Genomic DNA, 22,337 nt, shown 5'->3' with positions numbered 1-22,337 from the left:
AGAGGCCGTCGTGCCTGTCATATCCGCTCCCCACGCCTTCAACGAGTCCCAGCTCTATGTCGACCTTGAGCCCCTCTTCGGGCGCCCCCTGTTCCTGAAGTGTGAGGGCTTCAACTTCGCCGGCTCGATCAAGCTGAAGGCCGCGACCGAGATGGTGGAGACCGCCGAGCGGGACGGAGACCTCAAGCCGGAGTCGATCCTGGTCGAGTCCTCGTCCGGCAACCTCGGCGTAGCGCTGAGCATGATCGCGGCGAGCAAGGGCTACCGGTTCCTGTGCGTGACGGACTCCCGCTGCAACCTGTCGACCAGACTCCTGATGGAGGCATTGGGCAGCCGGGTGCACACCATCGCCAGCTCGGACGCCAAAGGCGGCTTCCTGAGCGCGCGAATCGACTACGTCCGTGCGCTGTGCGATTCCGATGACCGGTATGTGTGGCTCAGTCAGTACACCAATCCGAACAACTGGAAGGCGCACTACCGCAAGACGGCGCCGGAGATCGCTCAGCACTTCCCGCGCCTGGACGTACTGTTCGTCGGCGCCGGCACCACCGGAACTCTGATGGGCTGCGCACGCTACTTCCGCCAGTGGCACCGGCCGGTACGGATCGTCGCAGTGGACAGCGTCGGTTCGGTGACCTTCGGTGGTACTCCGGGCCGCCGCATGATACCCGGACTCGGCATGAGCATGCCTCCGCCGCTGCTCGACGAGTCCTACGTGGACGAGGTGATACGCGTCGAGGAGACGGACACCATCCGTGCGTGCCATCGCCTGGCCAAGCGCGGATTCCTCTTCGGCGGCTCCACCGGCACGGTCGTCAGCGGTGCGATGCGTTGGCTGGACGACCATGACACGCGTGAACTCACCGCGGTGGCCATCGCCCCGGATCTCGGCGAGCGCTATCTCGACACCATTTACCAATCCAATTGGCTGCACGATCTTTACGGCGAGGACATGCTCGACTCCGATGAAACGGCTGACGGTCCTTGGGCAGCCGACCCCGTGCCCACTCTCCAACGGAGCCGCCCACCACACCCGCCCGCAAACCGGCGCCGGCGGCGGTGACGAACACCGTCAGCACCAAACCGAGAAGCGTAGGTGTTCTGTCCACCCGGGGGCGGCAACCGCACGGTTCCATGCACCTGGGCCGTGAACAGCTACGGGATCGGTGGAGGCTCTGTGCGTTGGCTCCAGCCGCCGCTTGGGGTCGGTATCGACCGTGGTAGTTGGTCTCGTGCTCGTGGGGCGGGATGGTCCCGATCGCAGTGACGATCCCGACCAGGTGGCGACATAGATGAAGTCAGCCACCCAGCACTGGTTCGGCCGGGATGCGGTGACGTCACGCCTGAGCAGGTCACCGGCCCGCTCCTGGCCGTCGTCGCGGATAGTGGTGCGGATCTTCTTCCCGCGTCGGACGCTCTGGAGACCGAAGTCGCGCATCAGCCGGGAGATGGTGCGGCAGGCCACTGGTATGCCTTCGTGGTGCAGTTGCCGCCGGACTTTTCGAGTCCCGTAGACGCCGAAGTCGTCCGTGTGGACACGGCCGAGCTGCCTCCTCAGCTCCGTGTCGCGGACCGACCGGGCGCTGGGAGCGCGATGCTTGGCAGCGTAGTGGGTGCTCGTCGCGATCTTCAGTCCGTGACTGGTCAGGACTCGGCAGATCGGATCGGCTATGCACACCGGTCGGCGTGCGTAGATGAACGTCACGAGTACTTCGACGGCCGGTCGAGCTCGGCCGCGGAGAAAGCCGAGGCCGCCTTGAGGATCTCGTTCGCCCGTCGCAGTTCGGCGACCTCGGCCCGCAGCCGCTTGATCTCCACGGCCTCCTCGGAGTGACCTGGTACGACGCCCGGCTCGGCCGGCCCGCGGTGGTGCGTGAGGACCTGTTCGTCATCCCCGTCTACGGACACCTCTACCAACAGCCGGCAACCGGTCAGGAAATGCGCCACGCGAAGGCGTAGGGCTGCGGGAAGCGGGTGATGCGGTGAGCGTGGACGATGACCGCGACGTCTCCGGCGGGGATGCCGTCCCACTGGACCTGTTCGACGTTGTTGGTGCGGTCGAACCCGGCGGACGTGCCCATGTTGCCGTGGCGCTCACGGCCGTCGGTGGTCCGGACGACGAGGTCGAGGTCGTTCTGCAGGGCCGCGCCGGGAGGGTCCGTCCAGACCAGCGTGACTTTGAACGTCGGCTCCGGACCGCCGTCCCGCTCCGGGATCCGTATGCGCAGCAGCTCCTGTTCGCCCTGGTCCAGCGGGCCGCCCTCGTGGAAGCCCGCATGCCCGTCCTCTCCGGGGAGGACCACCGAGCGGGAGAGGTCGACGCGGCCGAAGCCGGAGTCGTTGTTGGGCGACGGGCCCGCCTCCGAGGGGTTGTACTGGCCCGGGAGTTCGACCGCGCCGTTGATCAGCATGGCTTTGATGAGCGCCGCGCCCGGCTGGAGGATGCCGTTCTTCACCAGGGTCTCGCGCAGGACCGCCACGCAACCGGCGACCAGGGGCGTGGCCATGCTGGTGCCGCTCAAGAAGAAGAACTTCGGGTCCGCGGAGGCACCGAAGGGGTCACCGGGGATGCTCGCCGCGGCACGTGACAGCGCGGAGAGGATCGAGGTGCCCGGGCCGACGGCATCCGGCTTGATCCGGCCTTCCCGGGTCGGCCCGCGGTTGCTGAAGGCGGCCATTCCGTCCGGGTCGTCCGCCTGCCGATCGTCGCGGATCGGGTTGACGGGGAAGTCCCGGCCCCAGAGCTGGCCGTAGGTGGAGCGGATTCCCGGGCGACCGTTCTCGCTGGCCCCGATGGTGATGCAGTTCTTGGCCGTCCCTTCCGATCCGACGTCCCCCAGGTTGACGCGACCGTCACGGTCCCGGTCATTGCCGTCGTTGCCCGCCGCGAAGCAGATGACCAGGTCCTGATTGCGCCAGACCATGTCGTCGATCTCGAACGCGCTCCTGTCGTACGGCAGCCCCGGCACGGTCGAGCCCCAGGAGTTGGTGTGCACGCGCGCACCGTCGTTGTCGTAGGGAGGTGTGAAGAGGTCACGCAGGTCCACGGGGATTCCGCCGAGCCCTCCGTTACGGTCCAGCAGCGACTGCAGTACCAGGGTGGCCCGGGGTGCGGTGCCCTGGACGGCTCCACCCATCGCAGCAGACGCGGCGTTGCCGAGCACGGAGCCCGCGACATGGGTGCCGTGCCCGTCGGGGTCGTCCGCCCGGGTGGGCCGGCCAAGGGCGTACAGACGGGCGATCCGGCCCGTGAAGGCGCTGTGCACATTCGTGGTGGAGCCCAGGTCGAAGCCGGTGTCGGCCACTGCCACGACCTGTCCCTCACCCTGCTGCGGCGTGCCGTCCACGACCACGTCGGCGTGCAGGATCGGCCGGGCGACGCTGTTGTACAGACTCCGCTCGGGGACTTCTTCGACCTGCCGCACCTCGTCCACGGCCGTGAGCGCGGCCAGGGACTCCTCCGGCACCTCCACACGAAGTTTGTCGCGGGCCGGACGCAGGTCGTCGGGGCTGAGCCCGGCCGCCACCGCGATCCGCCGCCGCACTTCGTACGAGCCCGGGTCGACATCGTCATGGAGGACGATGTCGACGGTGCGCGTCCCTGGAGCCAGGGCGTCGGCGGGTGCCCGAAGGACCGAGATGTCCGGCCGCAGCCCTTCCCCGCGCAACGAAGGAGCGATCTTGAAACCATCGAGATACACATCCGCCCAGGTCACGAAGGGCAGGTCGCGGACCGCGTCCAGGTCGGACGGCTGGTAACCGCACAGATAGGTGTTCTCCGGAACGTATTCGTGGATCACCGCGCCCAACTGCGTCAGTTGTGCCTTCTCCTCGGCAGAGAGCACGTGGTCGGTCTGGACGAGCACGTAGTTGGACTGTGAGGCGTCCTCGGCGATCAGGGAGGCGTCGGCCAGTTCGTTTCTCTGGGCCAGCGGGTCGACCGTCACCCCGTTGATGGTGATGAGAGCCATGCTTGCGCTCCGTGTTCCGTAAATTCTGTCTTTCAGGGGTTTTCAGGCGATGGTGAAGTCCATGACGACGGGACAGTGGTCGGACGCCTTGGGCTTGTCCGTGCCGACGCCCGGGAACCGCGGCCCGGTGTAGCGGACCGCTCGCAGCGGCATGCCCTTGCGGAGGATTTCGGGCACCGACTCCGAGGACGCCGCGGCGACGGACGCCGAGGGGAGCAGGTAGTCGAGTTGCCGGTACTCCTTGCCCTCCTGGAAGAAGTGGGTCCACCGGTCGGCCTCAGGAAGGCGGGTCACCACGTTCTCGACCTGGTCCCATTCGACGAGGCCCTCGATACCGGAGCTGCCGTCCGGCCCGAGGTAGTCATTGAGGTCGCCGAGGATGACGAACGGGTGGTCTCCGGGCGAGGCGGATCCGAAACGCCCCGTGACGAGCTCCTCCACCTTCGCGGCCTGGCGCTGCCTCTTTTCCCGGGTTTCGGGGCGCCCGCCCATCATGGACTTGAAGTGGTTGACGAAGAGCGTCACGGTCGTGCTCTTCGATTCACTCTCCCTCACCTCGACATCGACCTCAAGGCAGTCCCGCGAGAACAGCGCCGCGGTCGGACTCCCGGGGTCCATCAGGTGCTGGTGCGAGCGGATACGGGTGATGGGCAGCTTGGACAGCACGGCGACGTCGATGAGGCGTGGATCGTTGCCGTCCACTCCCGCGACATAGGGGTACTCGGCGCGCCCGCCGAGGGCCTGTGCCCGGAAGTGCTTCAGGGTGTCGACGTTCTCGACCTCCTGGAGAGCGAGCACATCCGCACGGATCTCACGCACCGCTGCTCCCGTGATGGCCTTGTCGTCGACACCCAGCTCCTCGAACTGGGTCTGCTCGACGGCCCAGCCGCGTGTGTTCGCGGTAGCGGGGTCGACACCGTCTTTGAACCGCCATCGGGCGAAGAGGTTCTCGACGTTGAAGGTCGCCAATCGCAAGGTGGTGGACATGGGCCCTCCCACGACCGGATCACAGCCCCGGCGCCGCCGGAACCAGCGGTGGAGGGCATACCCGTACCGGGGGCATCCGAGGCTTTGGACCGCCCCCGGCCCCGGTCCACGGGTAAGCCCGCGGGTCATACGATCAGTGTCCGCCTGGCCTGGGGTCACGGCAACTCAGGGATGTTCCGTCAGCTCCCCATCCTTCCTCACGACCACTGCACTCTGATTCTTCGTCACGAATGGTCGTGATCACGGTGACAGTCCCGCAGGCGCTCCAGGGCGATTCGTTTGGGTCACTCCCGCCGGCCGAGGTTGTCGTTGACGATGTCCGTGTGACTGGCCTCGCATTTTCATGCAGCGGGCTGTCCGACAGGCAGTCAGGCAAGCAAAAAAGCATCTCTGACCAGCAAGTATGAGGATTGCCCAGGTCCTTGTTCCCGCTGAAACCAGAGGCACTTTCCGGGCGAGGAAGCCTACCGGGTCCTCCTCCCCCGTGTCCGTATCCGGGATGACGGCCGGGCCGTGGTCTCGCAGGCCGATTCGGTCCTGCCGATCGAGACCGGACGCCCGCGGTCGAGCGGGACGGGGAGGTTCGTGACGGGGCCTGGGTCGCCGAACTCACCGGAGACCTGCTCGACGGCTGGCCGCAGGGCGTTCGGTTGCTCGTCCGCAAGGAACGACCCCATCCCGGAGCCCAGTTGAGGATCACGGATGCGGACGGCATGCGTCTCACGTGCTTCGCCGCCAACATCGCCGACCGGTTGGTGGCCACGCTCGTCCGTGTGCGGCACGACCTCCCGCACGCTGTGGACCGATGCCCTGCGATCCGGTGTTCTTTGACGAGGACATCGAAGGCACGCCCCGGAGCGGCAATGGTGTCGCCGGCGGCTGGAAGGCGGCGACGAAGTCGTCGGCGGTTGTACACAGTTCAAACACCGCCCACCACGTGGTGCGCTCAGGAGGGCTCGCCGAGCGAGTGGGCCTGTTCTTCCTGCGACCGGTCACCGACGTCGTGCGGTTCGGCCTGGTTCGGAAAGACACCGGTTCGCCGGCCGCGGCACCAGCCCGTACGGACGGGCCTCACCCTCACAAGATCACTCCGCAACCCGGTGCGCACTCCCACGCCCTCGGCCACAACCGGGCCAACTCTCTCGAATCTGCACCATCCACTCCTTTGCACATACATTCCCCATCTGCAAGCATCGGTAGCAGAAAGCACTTTGTGAACAGCAGTGCGCCGTACATCATCCGCGCGCATCCCCGGCAGAGCCGACGCCTTCACCCGAACGCCGTCCCGCCTGCCTCAGAAGAACCGTGTCTCAGACACCACCGCCACAATCAGACCAGGCCAGGAGGCGGATCATGGTCACGGCGGAACTCGCTTCCGAACGAGAGTCGGACTATCTGTCGCAACTGACGATGGCCGCGGCACGCTATGCGAACCGAACCGAACGGCGGGAGAAAAACCAATCCGTTCTCGAGACGCGTGGCCCGCTGTACGCGGACGCCCCCGAGCGAGTCGAAAAGCGGCTGGCACGTCTCGGCGCCGACTGGGCCATGGCCCGGGCCATCGAGCGGACACCGACGGAACCCGCCAGCAGCGCGGGAAGCACCCTGCAGCTGCCCCCAGAGGCCTTCACCAGTGAAGTGCTGGGACTGGAGCGCCTCATCGGACGCAACAACCTCACCCCCATCGCGTTCCTGGAGGAAGGCGTCCAGGTCTCCCGCTCGGTCGGCCGGATCACCATCAGCGGACCGGGGGGCGGACACGGCACCGGCTTCATGGTGTCCCCCTCCCTGCTGCTCACCAACAACCACGTGCTGCGCGGCACGGAGGAGGCGAGCCGCAGCAAGGTCGCGTTCGCGTTCCAGGACGGCGTCGACGGGAGCCCGCTCGTGCCGGCGGTCTTCCAGCTGGAACCGCTCCGGTTCTTCGTCACCGACCGGACGCTGGACTACAGCCTCGTCGCGGTGGCCCCGCACGGCGTTCAGGGCGAGGCGCTGTCGTCGTTCGGCCGGTTGGTCCTCAGCGAGGCCGAGGGGAAGGTCGTCGTCGGGGAGTTCGTCAACATCATCCAGCACCCCCGAGGTGAACCCAAGCAGATCGCGCTGCGCGAGAACCAGATCGTCGACGTGCTGGAGCGGTTCCTGCACTACGAGTCCGACACTCGTGAGGGTTCGTCGGGTTCTGCGGTTTTCAACGATCAGTGGGAGGTCGTCGCGCTGCACCACTCGGCTGTCCCGAAGACCGACGCCGAGGGCCGGCCACTGAGCATCGACGGCACGGTGTGGCGGCCGGAGATGGGTGAGCAGCAACTGGCCTGGCGGGCCAACGAGGGAGTGCGGATCAGCCGCGTGCTGCGGGCTCTGCACGAGGCGTCACTGTCCGGTGAGGCGGCCCGGCTGCGGGACGAGGTGTTCACCACAGGGCTCACTCCACCCCCTACAGAGAGCGTCCCTCCGACGCCCTCCCCCAATGGCAAGTCCACCCGGCCGGGGACCAACGGCCCACGAGCACAGGCACAAGAACAGACGCACGCGGCCGACGGCACCGCCCAGCTCACCATCCCGCTGCGGATCACCCTCGGCTTCGATACACCCTTGTCCTCGCAGGCCGCCCTCTTCGCCCCGCTGCCCGCGCTCGCACCGACGCCGAAGACCCCACCGCAACCGCCCCCGACCGGACGACCGAGCGTCGTGTCAGCGGTCGAGAAGGACGTCGACGCGGCCCTGATCAATCACCGGCTCACGCAGGAACGGCCCTACTACGACCGGACCGCGGACTTCACCGCACGCGACGCGTACTACGCAAACGTCGGCACCGGCGACGGTGACGGTCTGCGCCGCACGCTGACCACTCTGCTGACGGAGACCCATGAGCCCCAGCCCAGGTACAAGCCGATGAGGCTGGTCTACCCGTGGGTCGACCTGCACAAGGACGGCCGGCTGCGCAGCGTCTACTCGGGCAAGGACTTCTCCGCCGAGGAGCTCATACGGGCCGACGCGGCCGTGGCGGAGGCCCGGCTGGCCCGAGTGCAGGAACTCCTGTTGCAGGAGAGCACGGCGGGGCCGGCCGAGTTCGAGGCGGAGTTCGATGCCCTGGAGGCGTCCATGCCGTTCAACTGCGAGCACGTGGTGCCGCAGTCGTGGTTCGCCAAGAAGGAGCCGATGCGGGGCGACCTGCACCATCTGTTCGCGTGCGAAGTGGGCTGCAATAGTTTCCGTGGCAACTTCCCGTACTTCGACTTCCCCGACTTCGACGAAGCGGTCCGGGACGCCTGCGGAATGCGCGAGAGCGTGGGATTCGAACCACAAGAGGGCAAGGGCGCGGTCGCCCGTGCCACCCTGTACTTCCTGCTCCGCTATCCGGGCCAGGTCGGCGACGCAGCGCGCGAGTTCCCCGAGGACCGGCTGCCGGTCCTGCTGCGGTGGCACGAGAGTGAGGCGGTCACCGAGTACGAACTGCACCGCAATGCGGCCATCGCGGAGATCCAGGGCAACCGGAATCCGCTGGTGGACCATCCCGAGTGGGCACGCGAGATCGACTTCACCGGCGTCTGGCCCTGAGGCCGGCGCCAAGACCCGACTGATCCCTCACATCCGCGGCGACTGAACGTGGAGAGCCGCATCACGGCCGGGAGAACGGCAGAGCCCCAGGTCGCGGCACGGAGTGGTTCGCGCCGCGACCTGCCAGGACAGGCGGAGGGCCGGATCGGAGGATCGGCTTCGTCGAAGCCGTGGAAAGAGACCCCTGCCGGCCCACCGGCCCCCATGACCGCCCGCTGGTTCTCCTGCGCGCCTTCGCCGAATCCCTGAACGCAAGTGATTCGGACAAGTCGGTTTTCCGGAGGGGGAACCTTCTCCGGAGAGGTTCTCTTCCCGTGTGGATCCGGGGACTTCCGGGTGGCAGTTCGATGGCTGGGGCCATGGAGGAAGAGCCGAAGAGCGCCGGCGATCACCGGAACCATCCTCGAAGGCAGTCCCGGCCCCGGGGCGTGGTCCGCGCCGATAGTCGCTCGGGAAGCATCCGGGCGAACCGCGGCGAGGGCGCGACGCCCAGTTCCTCGTTCAACAACCGGCAGAACGCGTCATAGTGGCGCACCGCTTCGCTGATGTTGCCCTCCGCGAGATGCGCCGACACGATGGCCCGATGCGCACTCTCCCGTAAGGGCTCCGCGCGTACGCCTGCCCAGGCAGCCTCCATCGCCAGGGCCGGTCTGCCCTGCCGTATCAGGGTCTCGGCCAGCGTGTCGAGCGCGTGCAGTCGCAGTTGCCGCAGGCGTTCACGCTCCACCAGTACCCAGTCCTCGTCCCACCCCGGCAGCAGATCCTCTCCGGTCAGGAGTCCCAGTGGCGGCCGGGCATGGAAGGGCGGGCCGCGGTCTTCCACGACGTCGAGCGCCGTTTGCGCGAGGATGTGGACGTCAACGCGCAGGGCCGGAGTGACCAGCAGTGAGTCTCCGCAGCACCCGATCAGAGGTGGCTCCCCGCGCGGCAGCTTCCACAAGGTGGTGCGCAGGCTGCCCCGGGCGTGCTCCTCGGTGACCTCGGGCCACAACGTGCCGGCGAGGACCGTGCGGGACACCCGGCCCCGCAACCCCATGAACGCCAGCAACCGCTGGCCGTTGCGGCACAGTTCGACGGTCTCGGTACCGAGTTCCAGCCGGAACTGGCCGAGCAACCGCAGCTGGGGAGGAGACACCAACCTCATCGCCTCGCTCACAGTGTGTTGCGTGAGCGCACCTCTGAAGGCTGTCCGGCCTCGCCGTCAGTACGTCACCGCCGCCGGTCCCCCGGTGCGCCCCGAGGACGTACCGCATCCTCCGAGGAGGCAGTCACTACCATTTTCAGTCCCTCGTCCGCACTGTGCAACCCCGCTGGGCGGAGGTCAAAAGGGCGGCTGTGGGCGACGCGTGACTGGTCACGGCGGTGGTCCGCACCGCCGCACGCGTGCGGAGCAGCTTCACGGCTTCCGCCTGGTGCGGCGCGCCCCCGCTCCACGAGCGGCACACAGCTTCTCATGACCATCGGACGCCACCGTCCCTGAGCACATTCTCTTGGGTCGATGACGTCAGGATGACGTCGCGCTGACAGTGATTCCGTAGCGTCGGACACGACGGGTGCATCGGCGACGGCCGATTCCCGTAGCCCCGGAAACAGCCCTCTGACCGGAGGGGAGATGCCATGACCGCCACGGCGACCATCGAAGAGGTCGTGTGCCTGCGGTCGGTGACATCCGAACCGGACAGCCCTCTGGGGCCCGGTGGAACCACGGTCGAGGCCGGCGCGGGAAACCGGATCGCCGTGAGAATCACGATTCTCGTGGACGGTTCCCAGGCCCCTTTCCGTGGGACCGCGAAGGAGTCGGCCCCGTGCCGGCCGGGAAAGGACGCCACTGCGGTGAATGCCGCGCAATGCCCTGCGGCAGCTGCCCCGGCAGGACCGCGGCCAACCACGATCGGCAGTGGGAGCCGCACGACGGCCGACCCGCACGAAGCGCACGTCCGTCTCCCCCTGGTGGACGATCCAAGCTACGACGACTTCCACAACTGGAAGCCGCCCATTTGGGGCGAGGCGCCGGGCGGACACATTTCCCATGCCTTCATCGACCATCCGGCGGCCTGGCCTCCGGACATCGGTGCGTGCTGAGCCGGTGAGGATCGTATGTCCACGCCCCAGAAACTCCCCATCGTCTACGTCCGCGGGTTCGCCGGCGACACGGCAGGCATCAACAAGGCCGTGACGGATCCCTTCTACGGATTCAACGAGGGCTCCACGCACATCCGTATCGGTCCGGACGACGAGCCGGACTTCTACCAGTTCGAAAGTCCGCTGCTGCGCCTGCATCTGGACGAGGGCTACCAGATCCTGGTCGACGGCAGTCAGGCGATCTACCTGAATTCCCATGCCACGATCCCACCCGAAAGCATCTGGATACACCGCTTCTACGATGTGTCCGCGAGCACTTGGGGCGGCAGGCCGAAGGAATTCCGTATGGAGACTGCTGCGGAGGACCTGCTGACGCTGATCGACACGATCAGGGAGAAATCCGGGGCACCGCGCGTCCATCTGGTCGCGCACTCCATGGGCGGCCTGGTGTGCCGCTGCCTGATCCAGAAGATCCTTCCGGACCTCGGCCGCGACCCCGCCGAGTGCGTCGGGAAGCTCTTCACGTACGGGACACCGCACGGTGGCATCACCTTCGGCTTCGGCTTCGGCATGCTGGAGAGGTTGCGCGACGCCATCGGCGTCAACGGCGCGCAGATCTTCGGCCCCGAGCGGATGTACGAGTATCTGACGCCTGAGTCCGTCGCCGATCCGGACGGCCGGCCGGAGGGCTGGGATCCCCGCGAGATGCCCCTGGACCGGCCGTTCGCCTTCCCCCGCGACCGGGTCTTCTGCCTGGTCGGCACCAACCCGGCCGACTACGACGTGGCGCACGGTCTTTCCGCTGCCGTGGTCGGGCCCCGCAGCGACGGTCTGGTACAGGTCGACAACGCATACGTCCCCGGTGCCCATCAGGCGTACGTGCACCGCAGCCACAGCGGACGCTACGGGGTTGTCAACTCCGAGGAGGGCTACCAGAATCTGCGGCGTTTCCTGTTCGGCGACCGCGAGGTGAAGGCCGCGCTCGTCGGCCACCGGCTGCCGCAGCGCAAGGAGACGGCCTGGCAGGCCGAGGTCGGTCTGTCGGTACGCGGTCTCCAGATCGTGATGCACGAGCGGACGAGTGCCCAGTGGTGCCCGATCCAACTGCGGGACGGCACGCGGAGCGTCACCACTGAAGGCCCGGCGGAAGCCGCCACGGACGCCGACGGAGCCGTACCACTGGTGGACACCTTCCTGTGCAGCGACCTGGCCCGTCCCGGCGATACCGGCACCATGCGGTATGCACTGCATCTGCGGATCCTGTCGCTGCGTGAACGCAACGGCCTGCTGAATTTCGGCGACCACTTGGAGCAGACCGCCGACTTCGACGACATCCTCGTCGTCGACGTCGGCGCCGACGGTGCGACCACCGGGCCCGCCCTCTCGGCCGTCTGGAACTCCGCCATCGCCGGCTCCATCAGGGACTACCGCCCGGGCAGCCATGCCCGCGGCGACGAGAATCCGGGCCCCGACATCTGGGTCAACCACATCGAACTGCCTGACACCGCCGCCCCGATCGTGGGTGCGGACGCCCGGCTTCGGCTCACAGTGACGCCCTGGCAGTAACGAGAGGACGTGAGTCCGTCATGGTCGCTTTGTCCAAGGTCCAGTTCGGCAAGAAGAACGAGGACGTACGCGCCGTGCAGAAAGCGCTCATCGCCCGTGGCCGCAAGATCCCGGACGGAGCCACCGGCTTCTTCGGCAAGCAGACCAAGGCCGCCTACCGGGCCGAACAACTCGCCCAGGGATTCAAGGGAACCGACGCCGACGGCGTCCCCGGCTGCACCTCACTCACCGCCCTCGGCCGCAATGCCGGCTTCGCCGTCGACTGCAAGGGCACCGCACCCACCACCAGGCAGGGAGGAACCTCCGGCAAGGGACGTGTGTCGTCGCCCGTCCCCGGTCACAAGGTCACCTTCGGCTTCTTCTCCCGCGGGCCCTACGCCTGGAAACCGGACGGTGTCGGCCGGCACACCGGACAGGATTTCGCCGCCGGCTCCGGCACCCCCGTGGTCGCGGTGCGCAAGGGCACCATCGCCTGGTCGAACGGCAAGGGGGGAGCGTACGGCCAGTGGATCGGGCTGCGTGCTGACAACGGCCACGTCTACACCTACTGCCACCTGTCGCAGCGACAGGTGAGGACCGGGCAGAAAGTCACCGCCGGACAGCGGCTCGGCGCGGTCGGCAGGACAGGCAACTCCACCGGACCGCACCTTCATTTCGAAATGTCCAAGGGCCCCACCTGGTCCTACGGCAACGTGGCGAGGCCCATCTGGTGAGCGGGCGAAGGAGCTGCCCATGCCCCAGCACAATTCCTACCCGGTCCCGGGAGGCGGGCGGGCCATACGAACCGCAGGACAGCGGCGAAGGCAGACAGGAGCACGGCGGGGCCTTCACGCAGAGTTGGACATGTGTGGGCGAGTTGCCGCTTCTGGGGATGCCGTCGCAGTTCGCCCACGGAGAACGCGGCGGGGACGGCCTCACAGGCAGGCTGCTCGACCGGGCCTGTACGGACAAGGGCGTCACGCAGCTGTACCTCCGGAGTTGAAGGAATTCCCTCGCTCATGCCGACGAAGCGACGCGATGGTGACCCGGCTGAACCGATGTCGTCCGGGGCGGGAACGGCCTCTGCATTCCTCGAACGCTCCGCCTCCGTCTCGGAGGCGTGGGAGACCGGTCATGGCATCGGCGGGGATGTACCACCCCCTGTACAGCTACCGCTGACGCCCGTTGTGCGGCCCTTCCAAGTCCGTTCGACCCGCATTCTGGAGGAACATCATGACGAACCTGACTGAGGACAGGACACCCGCTTTCATCCGGCATGCCGCGGAATCGGTCCGCGCCCACCTGGCCACTTCGCGGCCGTTGAGCAGCTTCCTCGAAGGCGCGGGCACTCTGACTCTGGAGGAGCGCCGCCTCATCGTTGATCAAGCACTCGTCCTGCTGGATCAGAACTACGTCCATCTGCCGCTCAAGACCGCGATGCACGCCGTGAACCCGGTCCAGCGCCTGCGGGTGCTGCGCCGGCGTCTGGAGCGGCAGACGCAGCAGACCATGCCTCCGGAATGGCTCTTCCACGCCGAGATGTCGGAGGTCTTTCACTCGGTCCGAGATCTCCACACCAACTACCTGCTCCCCGAACCTTTTACGGGCAGGATCGCCTTCCTGCCGTTCCTCATCGAGCAGTACACGGACGCGCAGGGCCCTCACTTCATGGTCACTCACGTGGCCGAAGGTTTCTCCGCGCCTGGCTTCACGCCCGGCGTCGAGATCACCCACTGGAGCGGCATCCCCATCTCGGCAGCCGTCGACCTGAACGCAACCCGGTTCGCCGGCAGCAACGCCCCCGCCCGGCGCAGCCGAGGCATCCAGTCGCTGACCGTGCGACCGCTGCGCATCCACCTGCCTCCCTTCGAGGAATGGGTGACCGTCAGCTATGTCGACGAGAGCGGCACGCAGCATGAGCTGCGCGAGAACTGGCGGATCGTGGAGAACCTGCCTCCCATGGTGGACGCGGACGCGATCAGCACCGCAGCCCTGGCCCAGGGCCTGGACCTCGACGCGGACGAGACCGGCCGGGCCAAGGTGCTGCTTTTCGCCCCTCGGGTCGTCGCCCAGGAACAGGCCGTCCATGCCGACGAACCGGCGCCCGGGCTACGCCGGGGCGAGATCGCCACGTCCATGCCCAAGGTGTTCAAGGCCCAGCATGTGGAGACGTCCTCCGGGCGGTTCGGCCACATCCGCATCTTCACGTTCAACGTGGACGACCCGGTGTCATTCCTCCGGGAGTTCGTCCGCCTCGTCGGACAGCTGCCCCAGAACGGGCTCATCGTGGACGTCCGGGACAACGGCGGTGGTCACATCCACGCCGCCGAGTTCGCCTTGCAGGTCCTCGCTCCCCGCCGGATCGCCCCCGAGCCGGTGCAGTTCATCAACACCCCGCTCAACCTGCGCATCTGCCGCAGGCACCAGGGTTCCTCCGGCATCGACCTGGGCGCTTGGGTCCCCTCCCTGGAGCAGGCCGTTGAGACCGGCGCCGCCTTCTCGGGTGCCTTCCCCCTCACCCCCGAGGACGGTGCGAACGCCATCGGGCAGCAGTACTTCGGGCCAGTGGTTCTCATCACCAACGCCCGCTGCTACTCGGCTACCGACATCTTCGCCGCCGGTTTCCAGGACCACCGGATCGGCCCCGTGCTCGGTACCGACGAGAACACCGGCGCCGGCGGTGCCAATGTCTGGACCCACAAACTTCTCTCCGACCTCCTCGAAGGTGACCGAGCCACACCGTACGTACCGCTGCCGAAGGGAGCCGGCATGCGCGTATCCATCCGCCGTACCCTCCGGGTCGGTGCCTTGTCCGGCACTCCTGTGGAGGACCTGGGCGTCGTCCCCGACGAGTCGCACCGGATGACCCGCCGGGACCTCCTGGAGGACAACGCCGATCTCTTCGACCGGGCGGGCCTGCTCCTCAAGGACCGGGAGCCGCACACCGTGTCCGTCACGGACGCCGTTTCCGTCAACGGCTCCTTGAAGCTCAGGGTGAAGGCGGCGAACGTCGATCGCGTGGACGTCTACGTCGACCAGCGACCGTACGCATCGGCCGATCTCACCGACGGCCAAGCCGATGTGACGGTGCCCGTCGCAGCAGCCGCTCGGGCAGCCCGCATCGATGGTTTCGAGGCCGGCCAGTTGGTCGCCAGCAAGACGGAACAGCTCCCCTGATACTTCATCCTCGAAGGCCGGAAGCTGACGGTTCGTGATCCCTGTGGCTGAAGTTCCACCTCATCCGTTCCCGCTGCGGGCCTCACCGTCGGCACCCGGCCCGGCCGCCGTCGCTGAGTGGTGGGGCCTGACGATCGCTGACCGACGTCGTCGTCTTCGTCCCTGGTGCGGACAACGCGGCTGCCGGCGGCAACGAACCGCAGCAGTCCACCGCAGCCACTACCGACGAGGACCGCCGAGGGGGCCGTTGGGCAGGTCGCGAGACCGTACTGGAGTCAGGCCTCCTCATGGGCACGGCCCTCTCCCGCCATGTACCGCCAGACGAGGGCGTGGGCCAGGATGACCAGGACGATCAGCATGAGTGCCTCGGTCTGGATGGGACGCAGCCGGACGTGGCGGGCGAGTTCGGGGAAGGCACCGACGACGGCGATCAGGGCGTAGAGCAGTGCGACAGCCGCCTGCTGCCAGGTGATGAAGCGGTCACCGCGGGCGCGGGCCAGCAGCCGCAGGGTGCATACACAGCCGATCACGGAAAGGACGATGAAGGCCCCCCGCCAGATCCGTGGCTGTTCGGTGCCGCCGACCTGGGCGAACAGGCCCATCACGGCGGGCAGCAGAAAGGACAGGTAGATCCCGCCGACGACGCGACGCTGGGCGCGGTCGCGCATCCAGTCGGTATGGCTCTGAACGACGCTCCACCACAGGCCGACCAGGGTGAAGCAGGTGGTGGAGAAAAGCGCGTAGAAGGTACTGACATTCATGGATGACGAGAGTGGCAGCACTCCAGGTCCCGGCGGGCGCCACACGCCCTGCACTCACCGAGCGCCGCCGGTACGGACCAGCCGTCGGGGCTGAAACCGGAGGTCAACGGTTGTCTGTGAGCGTACGGAAGTGCCCCGGGGGCGACCAGAAGCGGTCTGGGGCCTCGTCCCGCCGAGGCGAGTCGGTCGAAGACGAAGGAGGCGACGACGGGGGCGTCGGGGTCCTCGTCGAGGATCTGGTCGATGAGGCGCCTCACTTCCAGGGCCCGGCCCATGCGTTTCATGGAGGACAGGAACACACCTTCGGCCCAGGCATCGGCAGTGCGCCATGTGTAGTCGTCGATCTTCTGGCCGGGGATGTCGGGGGGGCTTGGACTTCAGGTGCACGTTGAGCACGTGCACCGTGGTGTCGGGGGCATCCTGTCGGGTGAGCAGCTCTTGCAGGGCGAGCAGGGCACGGGGCTGACCGGGGCACTCCTGGCCGTGAACTTCCTGGAAGCAGGCGATGTCGGCGCGAAGCCGGGCTGCCTGAGGCCTCATCAGCGCGACGCGTTCGGTCAACGAAGGACGCCGGCCGGGCGGGATCTCATCGAGGTTTTCCAGGTTGAACGTGGCAACCCGTATCTGTGTCACTGTCGTCCTCGGGGACGTGCCGGGTGGAGCATGACGTAGGCATGCCATTACTCAGTGCACTGCACTGGCGTCGCAGTGCCTTGTCCTGTGACTGGGCTTGGGGCTCACTCGCCCGCCCCCTCTCGGCGGGCGGTTTGCCGAGCCGACCCTTATAGGTGGACTGATGAGCGCATGCGGTGAGACCGGTGCGGCTCGCACAGAAGTACCGGAGGAGCAAGGAGTTCTGAGATGGCAGCCGAGGCTGTACGGACCGAGAGTCCCTGTGCCATGATGCGCCGCGCGGCGCAGAGTGCCCGCCAGGAGATCAGACGCCGCAGAGACGAGATTTCCCGGCTTCAAGGCGAACTCGGTCACCTCCAGGGGCAGCCAGACCCGGACCAGACGGCGATCACAGCCCTCAAGCAGCGGCTGGAGGTCCTGAAGGAGCAGCTCAAGCAGGACGAGTTGTCTCTCGACACCCTCGAACAGGTGATCAGCGAGAACTGCTGACGGGCCGACGAGCTCTGCTCCAGAGCTACCGGAACCGCGGGCGGGCCGCCGTCTCATGGCCGCTCGGCCGCCGCCAAGGCGGTGAGGACGCGTCGGGTCTTGCTGTCGGGGTGCTCGGAGAGCGCCACTCCGCGCTCCCGCACCGCGTCCTCCAGTTCGCGCTGCTTGCGCTCGGCCCGCGCCGTGAACTTCTCGAGGTCGTCCTCGTCCTTGGGCTGCACGACCCGCCGAGGGCCGAGAGCACCGGTCAGGTCGCATGCCTGCTCGGCGAACGTGCGGGCCGTGGCCTTGTCGAGTGCCACTCCCAAGTCCTTCGAGAGGCGTACGGAACTCTTGGTGACGGCCCCGGGATGGCGACAGTCCACACCGAATTCGGCTCCGGCTCCGAGTTTGGCCAGTGAGGAGCAGCCGGGGAGTCCATCGGCAGCCGAGCCGGTGAGCCCCAGCACGCGCTGCCATTCCACGTAGGCCGTTCTCGTCTGCTCGCCGAAGAGTCCGGTGGCGCCCGCGGGTATGCCTGTTCCGACCGCGATGAGCGCCGTCCGGATGGCCTTGGCCTCATCGTTGCGCTTGCCGAAGCGCACGTCGGAAAGCCTCAGGCGTTGGGGACCTCGAGCCTGTCCCAGCTGAACCGGCCGGGGACACCGTCGGCAGCGCTTCCCTCGAAACCCAGCTTCTGCTGCCAGGCGGTGTACGACCTCACATCGCCCGCTCCCCACACGTCGAGACCGGCGCTGGACGTGTAGCGGTCGCAGTCTTCGGCGACGAGCCGACCGTGCATTCCCTCGATGATGGGCGATTTACGTCCCGCTTGGAAGAACGACGCACCGGGGAACGGCTCGAACTGGGGCTCAGCAGGAGACGGTCCAGTCGGCTGGGACACGAACGCCGGCCAGGAACCGGGGTCGACGTGGTCGTTCTCCGGGACATGGGCATGGGCGTACCACCCGCCCTGCGCCCTCCACTTGTCGGCCGGACACGTATTGCGGGACAGGGAGGTGGGGCGGCCCATGGGCCAGACGTCCGGTACGTCCCACGAACTGATCCATGCGTGGAGATCGCCCCAGCCCTTGCAAGGAGTGTCGACCAGCCTTGTGAACACTTTGCCGTTCACGCGGCAGTGCGGGAAGAACAAGGACTCGATCTGGATGACGACTTTGCCGGCCCGGTTGGTACGAGTACCACCGGCCGCGTCGAACACGGCTTTGCTGCGGGACGTGGCGGGGAAGAACTGGGCGAACGCTCCGGTGAAGGGATCCCAGAGGATGTGCGGAGCCCGGCCCTTGCCGCTGCCGGTGAAGAAGTCTTTGAGATTGGCGAACGGGATCAGCTCCAGGGGAGCTTCGGCGGTGGCCTCCCGGTCCGCTGTGATGTGCGCGATCGCCCTTGCCGGGAACTCGGGGTCACACGGCGCATGGTCCCCGACGTCCGCCTTGAGGGCTTGGGGCATCCATGGATGGGGCATGGTGAAATCCTTCCCTCTTCGCACCGCACATGATCGTGGGGTGCAGCGGGGTGAAATGGGGAAGCGGGCGCCGGACGAACAAAGGGCCGTGCAGCAAGCCCTCCCCCGCTTCCTACGATGCGTCCGGTGGAGGTCTGCAGCAAACCGTAAAAGTTACAGGAAGCGGTTACCCGGCCACGGCCTTTGCCATCAAGGCTGTTGGGCTGTGGCGGGCGCCGGAGGCAACTGATCACCGGGCGCGTCGCGAAGGCGCGGATGTGGTGCGCGGAGCCTTCCGTCGGAGGACCGGTTTCTGCACGTCGCCACGCTTGCCGCCCCCTACACGGCGTCGTAACGTTGCGTGAAGAGGACCTGGTATTGCCTTGGTCCGTATCGAGCAGGCGCACATTCGGGGGTATGCCTCCGCTGGGCCTTGCCCCCCCCTGATCGTGGACACACGAGACACTGGATCTTGAGGATCTGAGAACGGACATCTCGTGGTCATGAAGCATTGCCCGCCGGAGTTCAAGGCGGACCCCGCGACCAGCTCGGCCGCCTCCTGCCGCAGCCGGACGATTCGCCGCGGATCCGCCCAGAACCGCATGCTCCGCTTGGCGCCCACCCGCGCTTGGTACAGCCGTCCGCCGTCCTGACCCGGAGACTGCCCGCCGTGGGGCATCTCCCCGCGCTCATACGTGGTGGGCTGGGGCCCGTAGGGCAGCTCGTCCTCGCTCATCGCGGCCAGAGTTTTCTTCACGGATTTCTTCGGGCCGCGAAATACAGGGACTCGCGGCGCCAGCCGTGCGGGAACAGACGGATCCTCCAGGGACGGTTTCCCGAACGGATACCGCCGAGCGGCGGTTCGGCCGGAGCGCGGGACGATGTCATGGAAACGGCGACGGACATGGCTGTCTCCCCGAACCGCACTTTCCCTGCCGTTGTGCTCCAGCACGCCGCGCATGACCGGTCGGACGGCGTCCGACCAGGCACGTCCGCATCACTCGCCGCACAGGACTGGTTGAACCGTGAAATGTGTGGAGAGAGACGCGGGGAGAGGAAGGAAAACGGATTTGCCACCGCCGGATCAGCGGCAGAAAATGAAAGAAGAATGAGACGTGGAGCCACCGAAGGTCCGACTCTGCGCCACCCCGACAGGAATCGGACAAAAGGGGTTGACCCGGTGGAGAACGAATTGCAGATCCTCCTTTCCGAGGAAGGATCGGACCCCGAACACGTTGCGCGGAGAACCCGCAATCTGCGCGAGGAACTGCTCCAGCTCGATGTGGAGGACGTACGCTCGGTCCCGGCCGGGGAGGTCCCGCCCGGGGCGCGGGCCGTCGATGTCGCGATGATCGGTTCCCTGCTGGTGGACCTGGGCAGTGCGGCCACCGGGCTGGGCCAGGTGGTCGCCGTGATCCGCGACTGGTGGGGCCGGCGCCATGACACGCGCCCGTCGCTGCGCCTCACCCTGGACGGCGACGTCCTGGAGCTGTCCGAAGCGACCGACGAACAGGTCGCGGAGGCCTTCGACCTGTTCGTCCGGCGCCACGCCACGGCGGTGACCTGACCATGGGCGAGGAATCCCGGCATGCGCTGATCATCGCCAACGACAGCTACGAGGACCCCGGTCTGAAGAAACTGCGGGCACCCGCTCAGGACGCTGTCGCTCTCGCCGAGGTCTTGGGCGACCCGCAGATCGGCGGCTTCGACGTACGGGTGATGCGCAACGAACCGGCGCACGTCATCAGCATGCGGGTCGACGACTTCTTCTCCGACCGGAGGCCCGGCGACACCCTCGTGCTGCACTTCTCCTGCCACGGGCTGAAGAGCGAGACCGGCGAGCTGTTCTTCGCCGCGCCCAACACCCTCCCCCGGCGCCTGGCGTCGACCGCCGTCGCGGCCAACTTCGTACGCCGCTGCATGGCCTCGACCCGGGCCCGCAGCATCGCGCTGCTGCTGGACTGCTGTTACGGCGGAGCCTTCTCCCAGGGCCCGGCTTCCGTCCGCGCCGGAGGGGACGCGCACGTGCTCGACTCCTTCGCGGGGGACAAGCTCGGCGGCGGACGCGGCTGGGCAGTGATCACGGCCTCCAACTCCATGGAGTACGCCTTCGAGGGCACCGACCTCGCCGAAGGTTCCGTGCCACAGCCGTCGGTGTTCACCCGCGCGGTGGTGCAGGGCCTGGCGACCGGCGAGGCGGATCTCGACGAGGACGGCCGGGTCTCCCTCGACGAGCTGTACGAGTATGTCTTCGACCACGTACGCCGGCAGAACCCCCACCAGACCCCGGGGCGCACCGTCGACATGCAGGGGGACCTGTACCTGGCGCGCAGCCATCGCCGCCGCATCGTTCCGTCGCCGGTGCCGGACGATGTCCGGGCGGCCATGCGCAGCCCGGACATCTACACCCGGCGCGGGGCCCTCACCGAACTGCGCGCCCGGATGGAGAACAGAGATCTTTCCGTTGCCGTGGGGGCGCGCGAGGCACTGGAGGAGATGGCGCACCGGGACATCCACGCGGTTGCGGAGGAGGCGTCCCGAGCCCTGAGCGAGATGGGCATCAACCCGCACCCGACCCGCCTCGACTTCGGTCCGGTACGGCAGCACACGAGCCCGCCCCACCGGACCGTACACCTGCTCGGTCCGCCCTTGGCCCGCAGTTGCACACCGCACGTCAAGGGGCCGAGGCTACGGGCCCAGGAGTCGGGGGACGGCCTGGATGTCTGGGTCGACACGGTGTCGACGGGGTCCGTGCGCGGGGACATCGTGCTGAAGGGGGCCGTGGGGGAGGCGGTAGTGCACGTGGAGGGAAAAGTGGTGCCCGCGGAAGAGGCCGCGTCGTCGCCGCAGGGCCGGACCGCATCGCCGTCGCCTGCCTCGCCGTCCGCTCACGCGACGTCGCCGGCAGCCGGACCGAAATCTCGGCCCGCCAAGCCGGAGCCTCCGCCGAGCGTGACCGCACCGGCATCCCAGCGGGCCGGCTCCCCTGCCCCGCCCTCCACGCACCGCACGCCACCCTCGCCCGAGGCCAGGCGCCCGGCGTCCCGGGAGACAACCGGCGCCACGGCCCGGCCCCGTGTCCCGCCGCCTCCGTTCTCGCCGCGCCCCCGACGGTACGGCGCCGACGAACAGCCGACCCGCCCCAACACCGCACCGTCCTCGCCGCCGGAGAACGGCGCACCGGCCTCCCCGGACGCGCACGCCCGCCGCACCCCCACGTCGCCCAGGTCCCTCCGCGCCCCCACCCTGGCCGCAGCCGGACTCGCCCTCGCCGCGCTCGCCGGCGACAAGGTGATCGAGGCCGGTGTCAGGGTGTCAGAGATCGCGAGGAGCGCGGAGAACACCGGAACCACCGTCAAGGGTCTTGTCGAACAGACCGACTTGCTCACGCCGCTCGTCATCTGTCTGCTGTCCGCGGTGACCGGCCTCGTCCTCACCGCTCTTGCCCGTCACGAGGCGAAGGTACGGCCCGAGCGCTGCACGCCGTCCGCCACCGTCACCACCAGGCTCCTGACGGCAACGGCGAAGTGGCTGGCAGTCCCCACCTTGATCCTGGCCGCACTGATGCTCATCGCCTACCTCGTCGTGCAAGCGTGGTAGACCCGGGGCCCGTTCAGTCGTCTCGCCGTCCGGGAACCGACGAAAAACGCCAGTCGGGTCTGAGCCCGGACCGCCGGAGATCGTGTTCCC

The 22,337-nt window shown here is 67.7% G+C and carries 19 protein-coding genes and 1 pseudogene; 10 read left to right on the top strand and 10 right to left on the bottom strand.

The window, feature by feature from the left end; genetic code table 11:
• The first annotated feature begins 10 nt into the window (after positions 1–10).
• Positions 11–1,063: a 2,3-diaminopropionate biosynthesis protein SbnA gene (gene sbnA / locus ACIF80_RS16835; RefSeq protein ID WP_399805055.1), complete on the top strand. Its 1,053-nt coding sequence runs from the start codon at positions 11–13 to the stop codon at positions 1,061–1,063.
• A gap of 9 nt (positions 1,064–1,072) precedes the next feature.
• Here the strand turns inward: sbnA and ACIF80_RS16830 are convergent, their stop codons facing one another.
• Genes ACIF80_RS16830 through ACIF80_RS16815 form a run of 4 tightly spaced genes read right to left on the bottom strand, consistent with a single transcriptional unit; the run spans position 1,073 to position 4,958 of the window.
• Entirely contained in the window at positions 1,073–1,678 is a 606-nt protein-coding gene (locus ACIF80_RS16830) for an IS3 family transposase (protein ID WP_399805304.1), read from the bottom strand.
• Between the two features lie 23 nt (positions 1,679–1,701).
• Complete coding sequence (locus ACIF80_RS16825; protein WP_399805052.1) at positions 1,702–1,908, bottom strand: hypothetical protein; 207 nt, start codon at positions 1,906–1,908, stop codon at positions 1,702–1,704.
• 23 nt (positions 1,909–1,931) lie between these two features.
• Positions 1,932–3,971, bottom strand: coding sequence for a S8 family serine peptidase (locus ACIF80_RS16820; RefSeq protein ID WP_399805049.1), 2,040 nt, complete (start codon positions 3,969–3,971; stop codon positions 1,932–1,934).
• A 42-nt stretch (positions 3,972–4,013) separates the two neighbouring features.
• Positions 4,014–4,958, bottom strand: coding sequence for an endonuclease/exonuclease/phosphatase family protein (locus ACIF80_RS16815; protein WP_399805046.1), 945 nt, complete (start codon positions 4,956–4,958; stop codon positions 4,014–4,016).
• 554 nt (positions 4,959–5,512) lie between these two features.
• On the opposite strand from ACIF80_RS16815, the pseudogene ACIF80_RS16810 reads away from it, so the two are divergent.
• Positions 5,513–5,719, top strand: a pseudogene (locus ACIF80_RS16810) (IS1380 family transposase); the annotation flags it as partial.
• Between the two features lie 592 nt (positions 5,720–6,311).
• Entirely contained in the window at positions 6,312–8,516 is a 2,205-nt protein-coding gene (locus tag ACIF80_RS16805) for an endonuclease (RefSeq protein WP_399805043.1), read from the top strand.
• 388 nt (positions 8,517–8,904) lie between these two features.
• Here ACIF80_RS16805 and ACIF80_RS16800 read toward each other — a convergent pair whose 3' ends face one another.
• Positions 8,905–9,660, bottom strand: a complete 756-nt coding sequence (locus ACIF80_RS16800; RefSeq protein ID WP_399805301.1) for a BTAD domain-containing putative transcriptional regulator — start codon at positions 9,658–9,660, stop codon at positions 8,905–8,907.
• Between the two features lie 473 nt (positions 9,661–10,133).
• On the opposite strand from ACIF80_RS16800, the gene ACIF80_RS16795 reads away from it, so the two are divergent.
• From ACIF80_RS16795 to ACIF80_RS16780, 4 genes are all read left to right on the top strand, one after another.
• Positions 10,134–10,598: a hypothetical protein gene (locus ACIF80_RS16795; RefSeq protein WP_399805040.1), complete on the top strand. Its 465-nt coding sequence runs from the start codon at positions 10,134–10,136 to the stop codon at positions 10,596–10,598.
• 15 nt (positions 10,599–10,613) lie between these two features.
• Positions 10,614–12,164: an esterase/lipase family protein gene (locus tag ACIF80_RS16790; protein ID WP_399805037.1), complete on the top strand. Its 1,551-nt coding sequence runs from the start codon at positions 10,614–10,616 to the stop codon at positions 12,162–12,164.
• Positions 12,165–12,184: 20 nt separating this feature from the next.
• Positions 12,185–12,877 carry a peptidoglycan DD-metalloendopeptidase family protein gene (locus tag ACIF80_RS16785; protein WP_399805035.1) on the top strand — a complete coding sequence of 231 codons (693 nt, stop codon included), beginning with the start codon at positions 12,185–12,187 and terminating at the stop codon, positions 12,875–12,877.
• A gap of 499 nt (positions 12,878–13,376) precedes the next feature.
• Entirely contained in the window at positions 13,377–15,320 is a 1,944-nt protein-coding gene (locus tag ACIF80_RS16780; RefSeq protein ID WP_399805032.1) for a S41 family peptidase, read from the top strand.
• Positions 15,321–15,595: 275 nt separating this feature from the next.
• Here the strand turns inward: ACIF80_RS16780 and ACIF80_RS16775 are convergent, their stop codons facing one another.
• Entirely contained in the window at positions 15,596–16,081 is a 486-nt protein-coding gene (locus ACIF80_RS16775) for a hypothetical protein (protein ID WP_399805030.1), read from the bottom strand.
• Positions 16,078–16,365 carry a hypothetical protein gene (locus ACIF80_RS16770; RefSeq protein ID WP_399805027.1) on the bottom strand — a complete coding sequence of 96 codons (288 nt, stop codon included), beginning with the start codon at positions 16,363–16,365 and terminating at the stop codon, positions 16,078–16,080. Before ACIF80_RS16770 ends, ACIF80_RS16775 begins: the two co-directional genes overlap by 4 nt.
• 577 nt (positions 16,366–16,942) lie before the next feature.
• Between ACIF80_RS16770 and ACIF80_RS16765 the strand changes: the two genes are divergently transcribed.
• Positions 16,943–17,203, top strand: a complete 261-nt coding sequence (locus ACIF80_RS16765; RefSeq protein ID WP_399805024.1) for a hypothetical protein — start codon at positions 16,943–16,945, stop codon at positions 17,201–17,203.
• Between the two features lie 53 nt (positions 17,204–17,256).
• Here the strand turns inward: ACIF80_RS16765 and ACIF80_RS16760 are convergent, their stop codons facing one another.
• The 3 genes from ACIF80_RS16760 to ACIF80_RS16750 all read right to left on the bottom strand — a co-directional run bounded on the left by ACIF80_RS16760 (position 17,257) and on the right by ACIF80_RS16750 (position 19,608).
• Entirely contained in the window at positions 17,257–17,787 is a 531-nt protein-coding gene (locus tag ACIF80_RS16760; RefSeq protein WP_399805021.1) for a hypothetical protein, read from the bottom strand.
• An 11-nt stretch (positions 17,788–17,798) separates the two neighbouring features.
• Complete coding sequence (locus tag ACIF80_RS16755; protein WP_399805018.1) at positions 17,799–18,668, bottom strand: peptidoglycan-binding protein; 870 nt, start codon at positions 18,666–18,668, stop codon at positions 17,799–17,801.
• 229 nt (positions 18,669–18,897) lie between these two features.
• Positions 18,898–19,608 (bottom strand): DUF6424 family protein, encoded by a 711-nt coding sequence (locus ACIF80_RS16750; RefSeq protein WP_399805016.1) that lies wholly within the window; start codon positions 19,606–19,608, stop codon positions 18,898–18,900.
• Between the two features lie 219 nt (positions 19,609–19,827).
• On the opposite strand from ACIF80_RS16750, the gene ACIF80_RS16745 reads away from it, so the two are divergent.
• Both ACIF80_RS16745 and ACIF80_RS16740 read left to right on the top strand, forming a co-directional pair.
• Positions 19,828–20,214 (top strand): hypothetical protein, encoded by a 387-nt coding sequence (locus ACIF80_RS16745; RefSeq protein ID WP_399805013.1) that lies wholly within the window; start codon positions 19,828–19,830, stop codon positions 20,212–20,214.
• Between the two features lie 2 nt (positions 20,215–20,216).
• Complete coding sequence (locus ACIF80_RS16740; protein ID WP_399805011.1) at positions 20,217–22,247, top strand: caspase family protein; 2,031 nt, start codon at positions 20,217–20,219, stop codon at positions 22,245–22,247.
• The last annotated feature ends 90 nt before the right edge of the window (positions 22,248–22,337 follow it).

Origin of the sequence: Streptomyces sp. NPDC085927, assembly GCF_044540975.1 — a bacterium.
Taxonomy (GTDB): domain Bacteria; phylum Actinomycetota; class Actinomycetes; order Streptomycetales; family Streptomycetaceae; genus Streptomyces; species Streptomyces hirsutus.
Note: the sequence above shows the minus strand (reverse complement) of the source record. Positions and strands in the feature narration are given on the sequence as shown.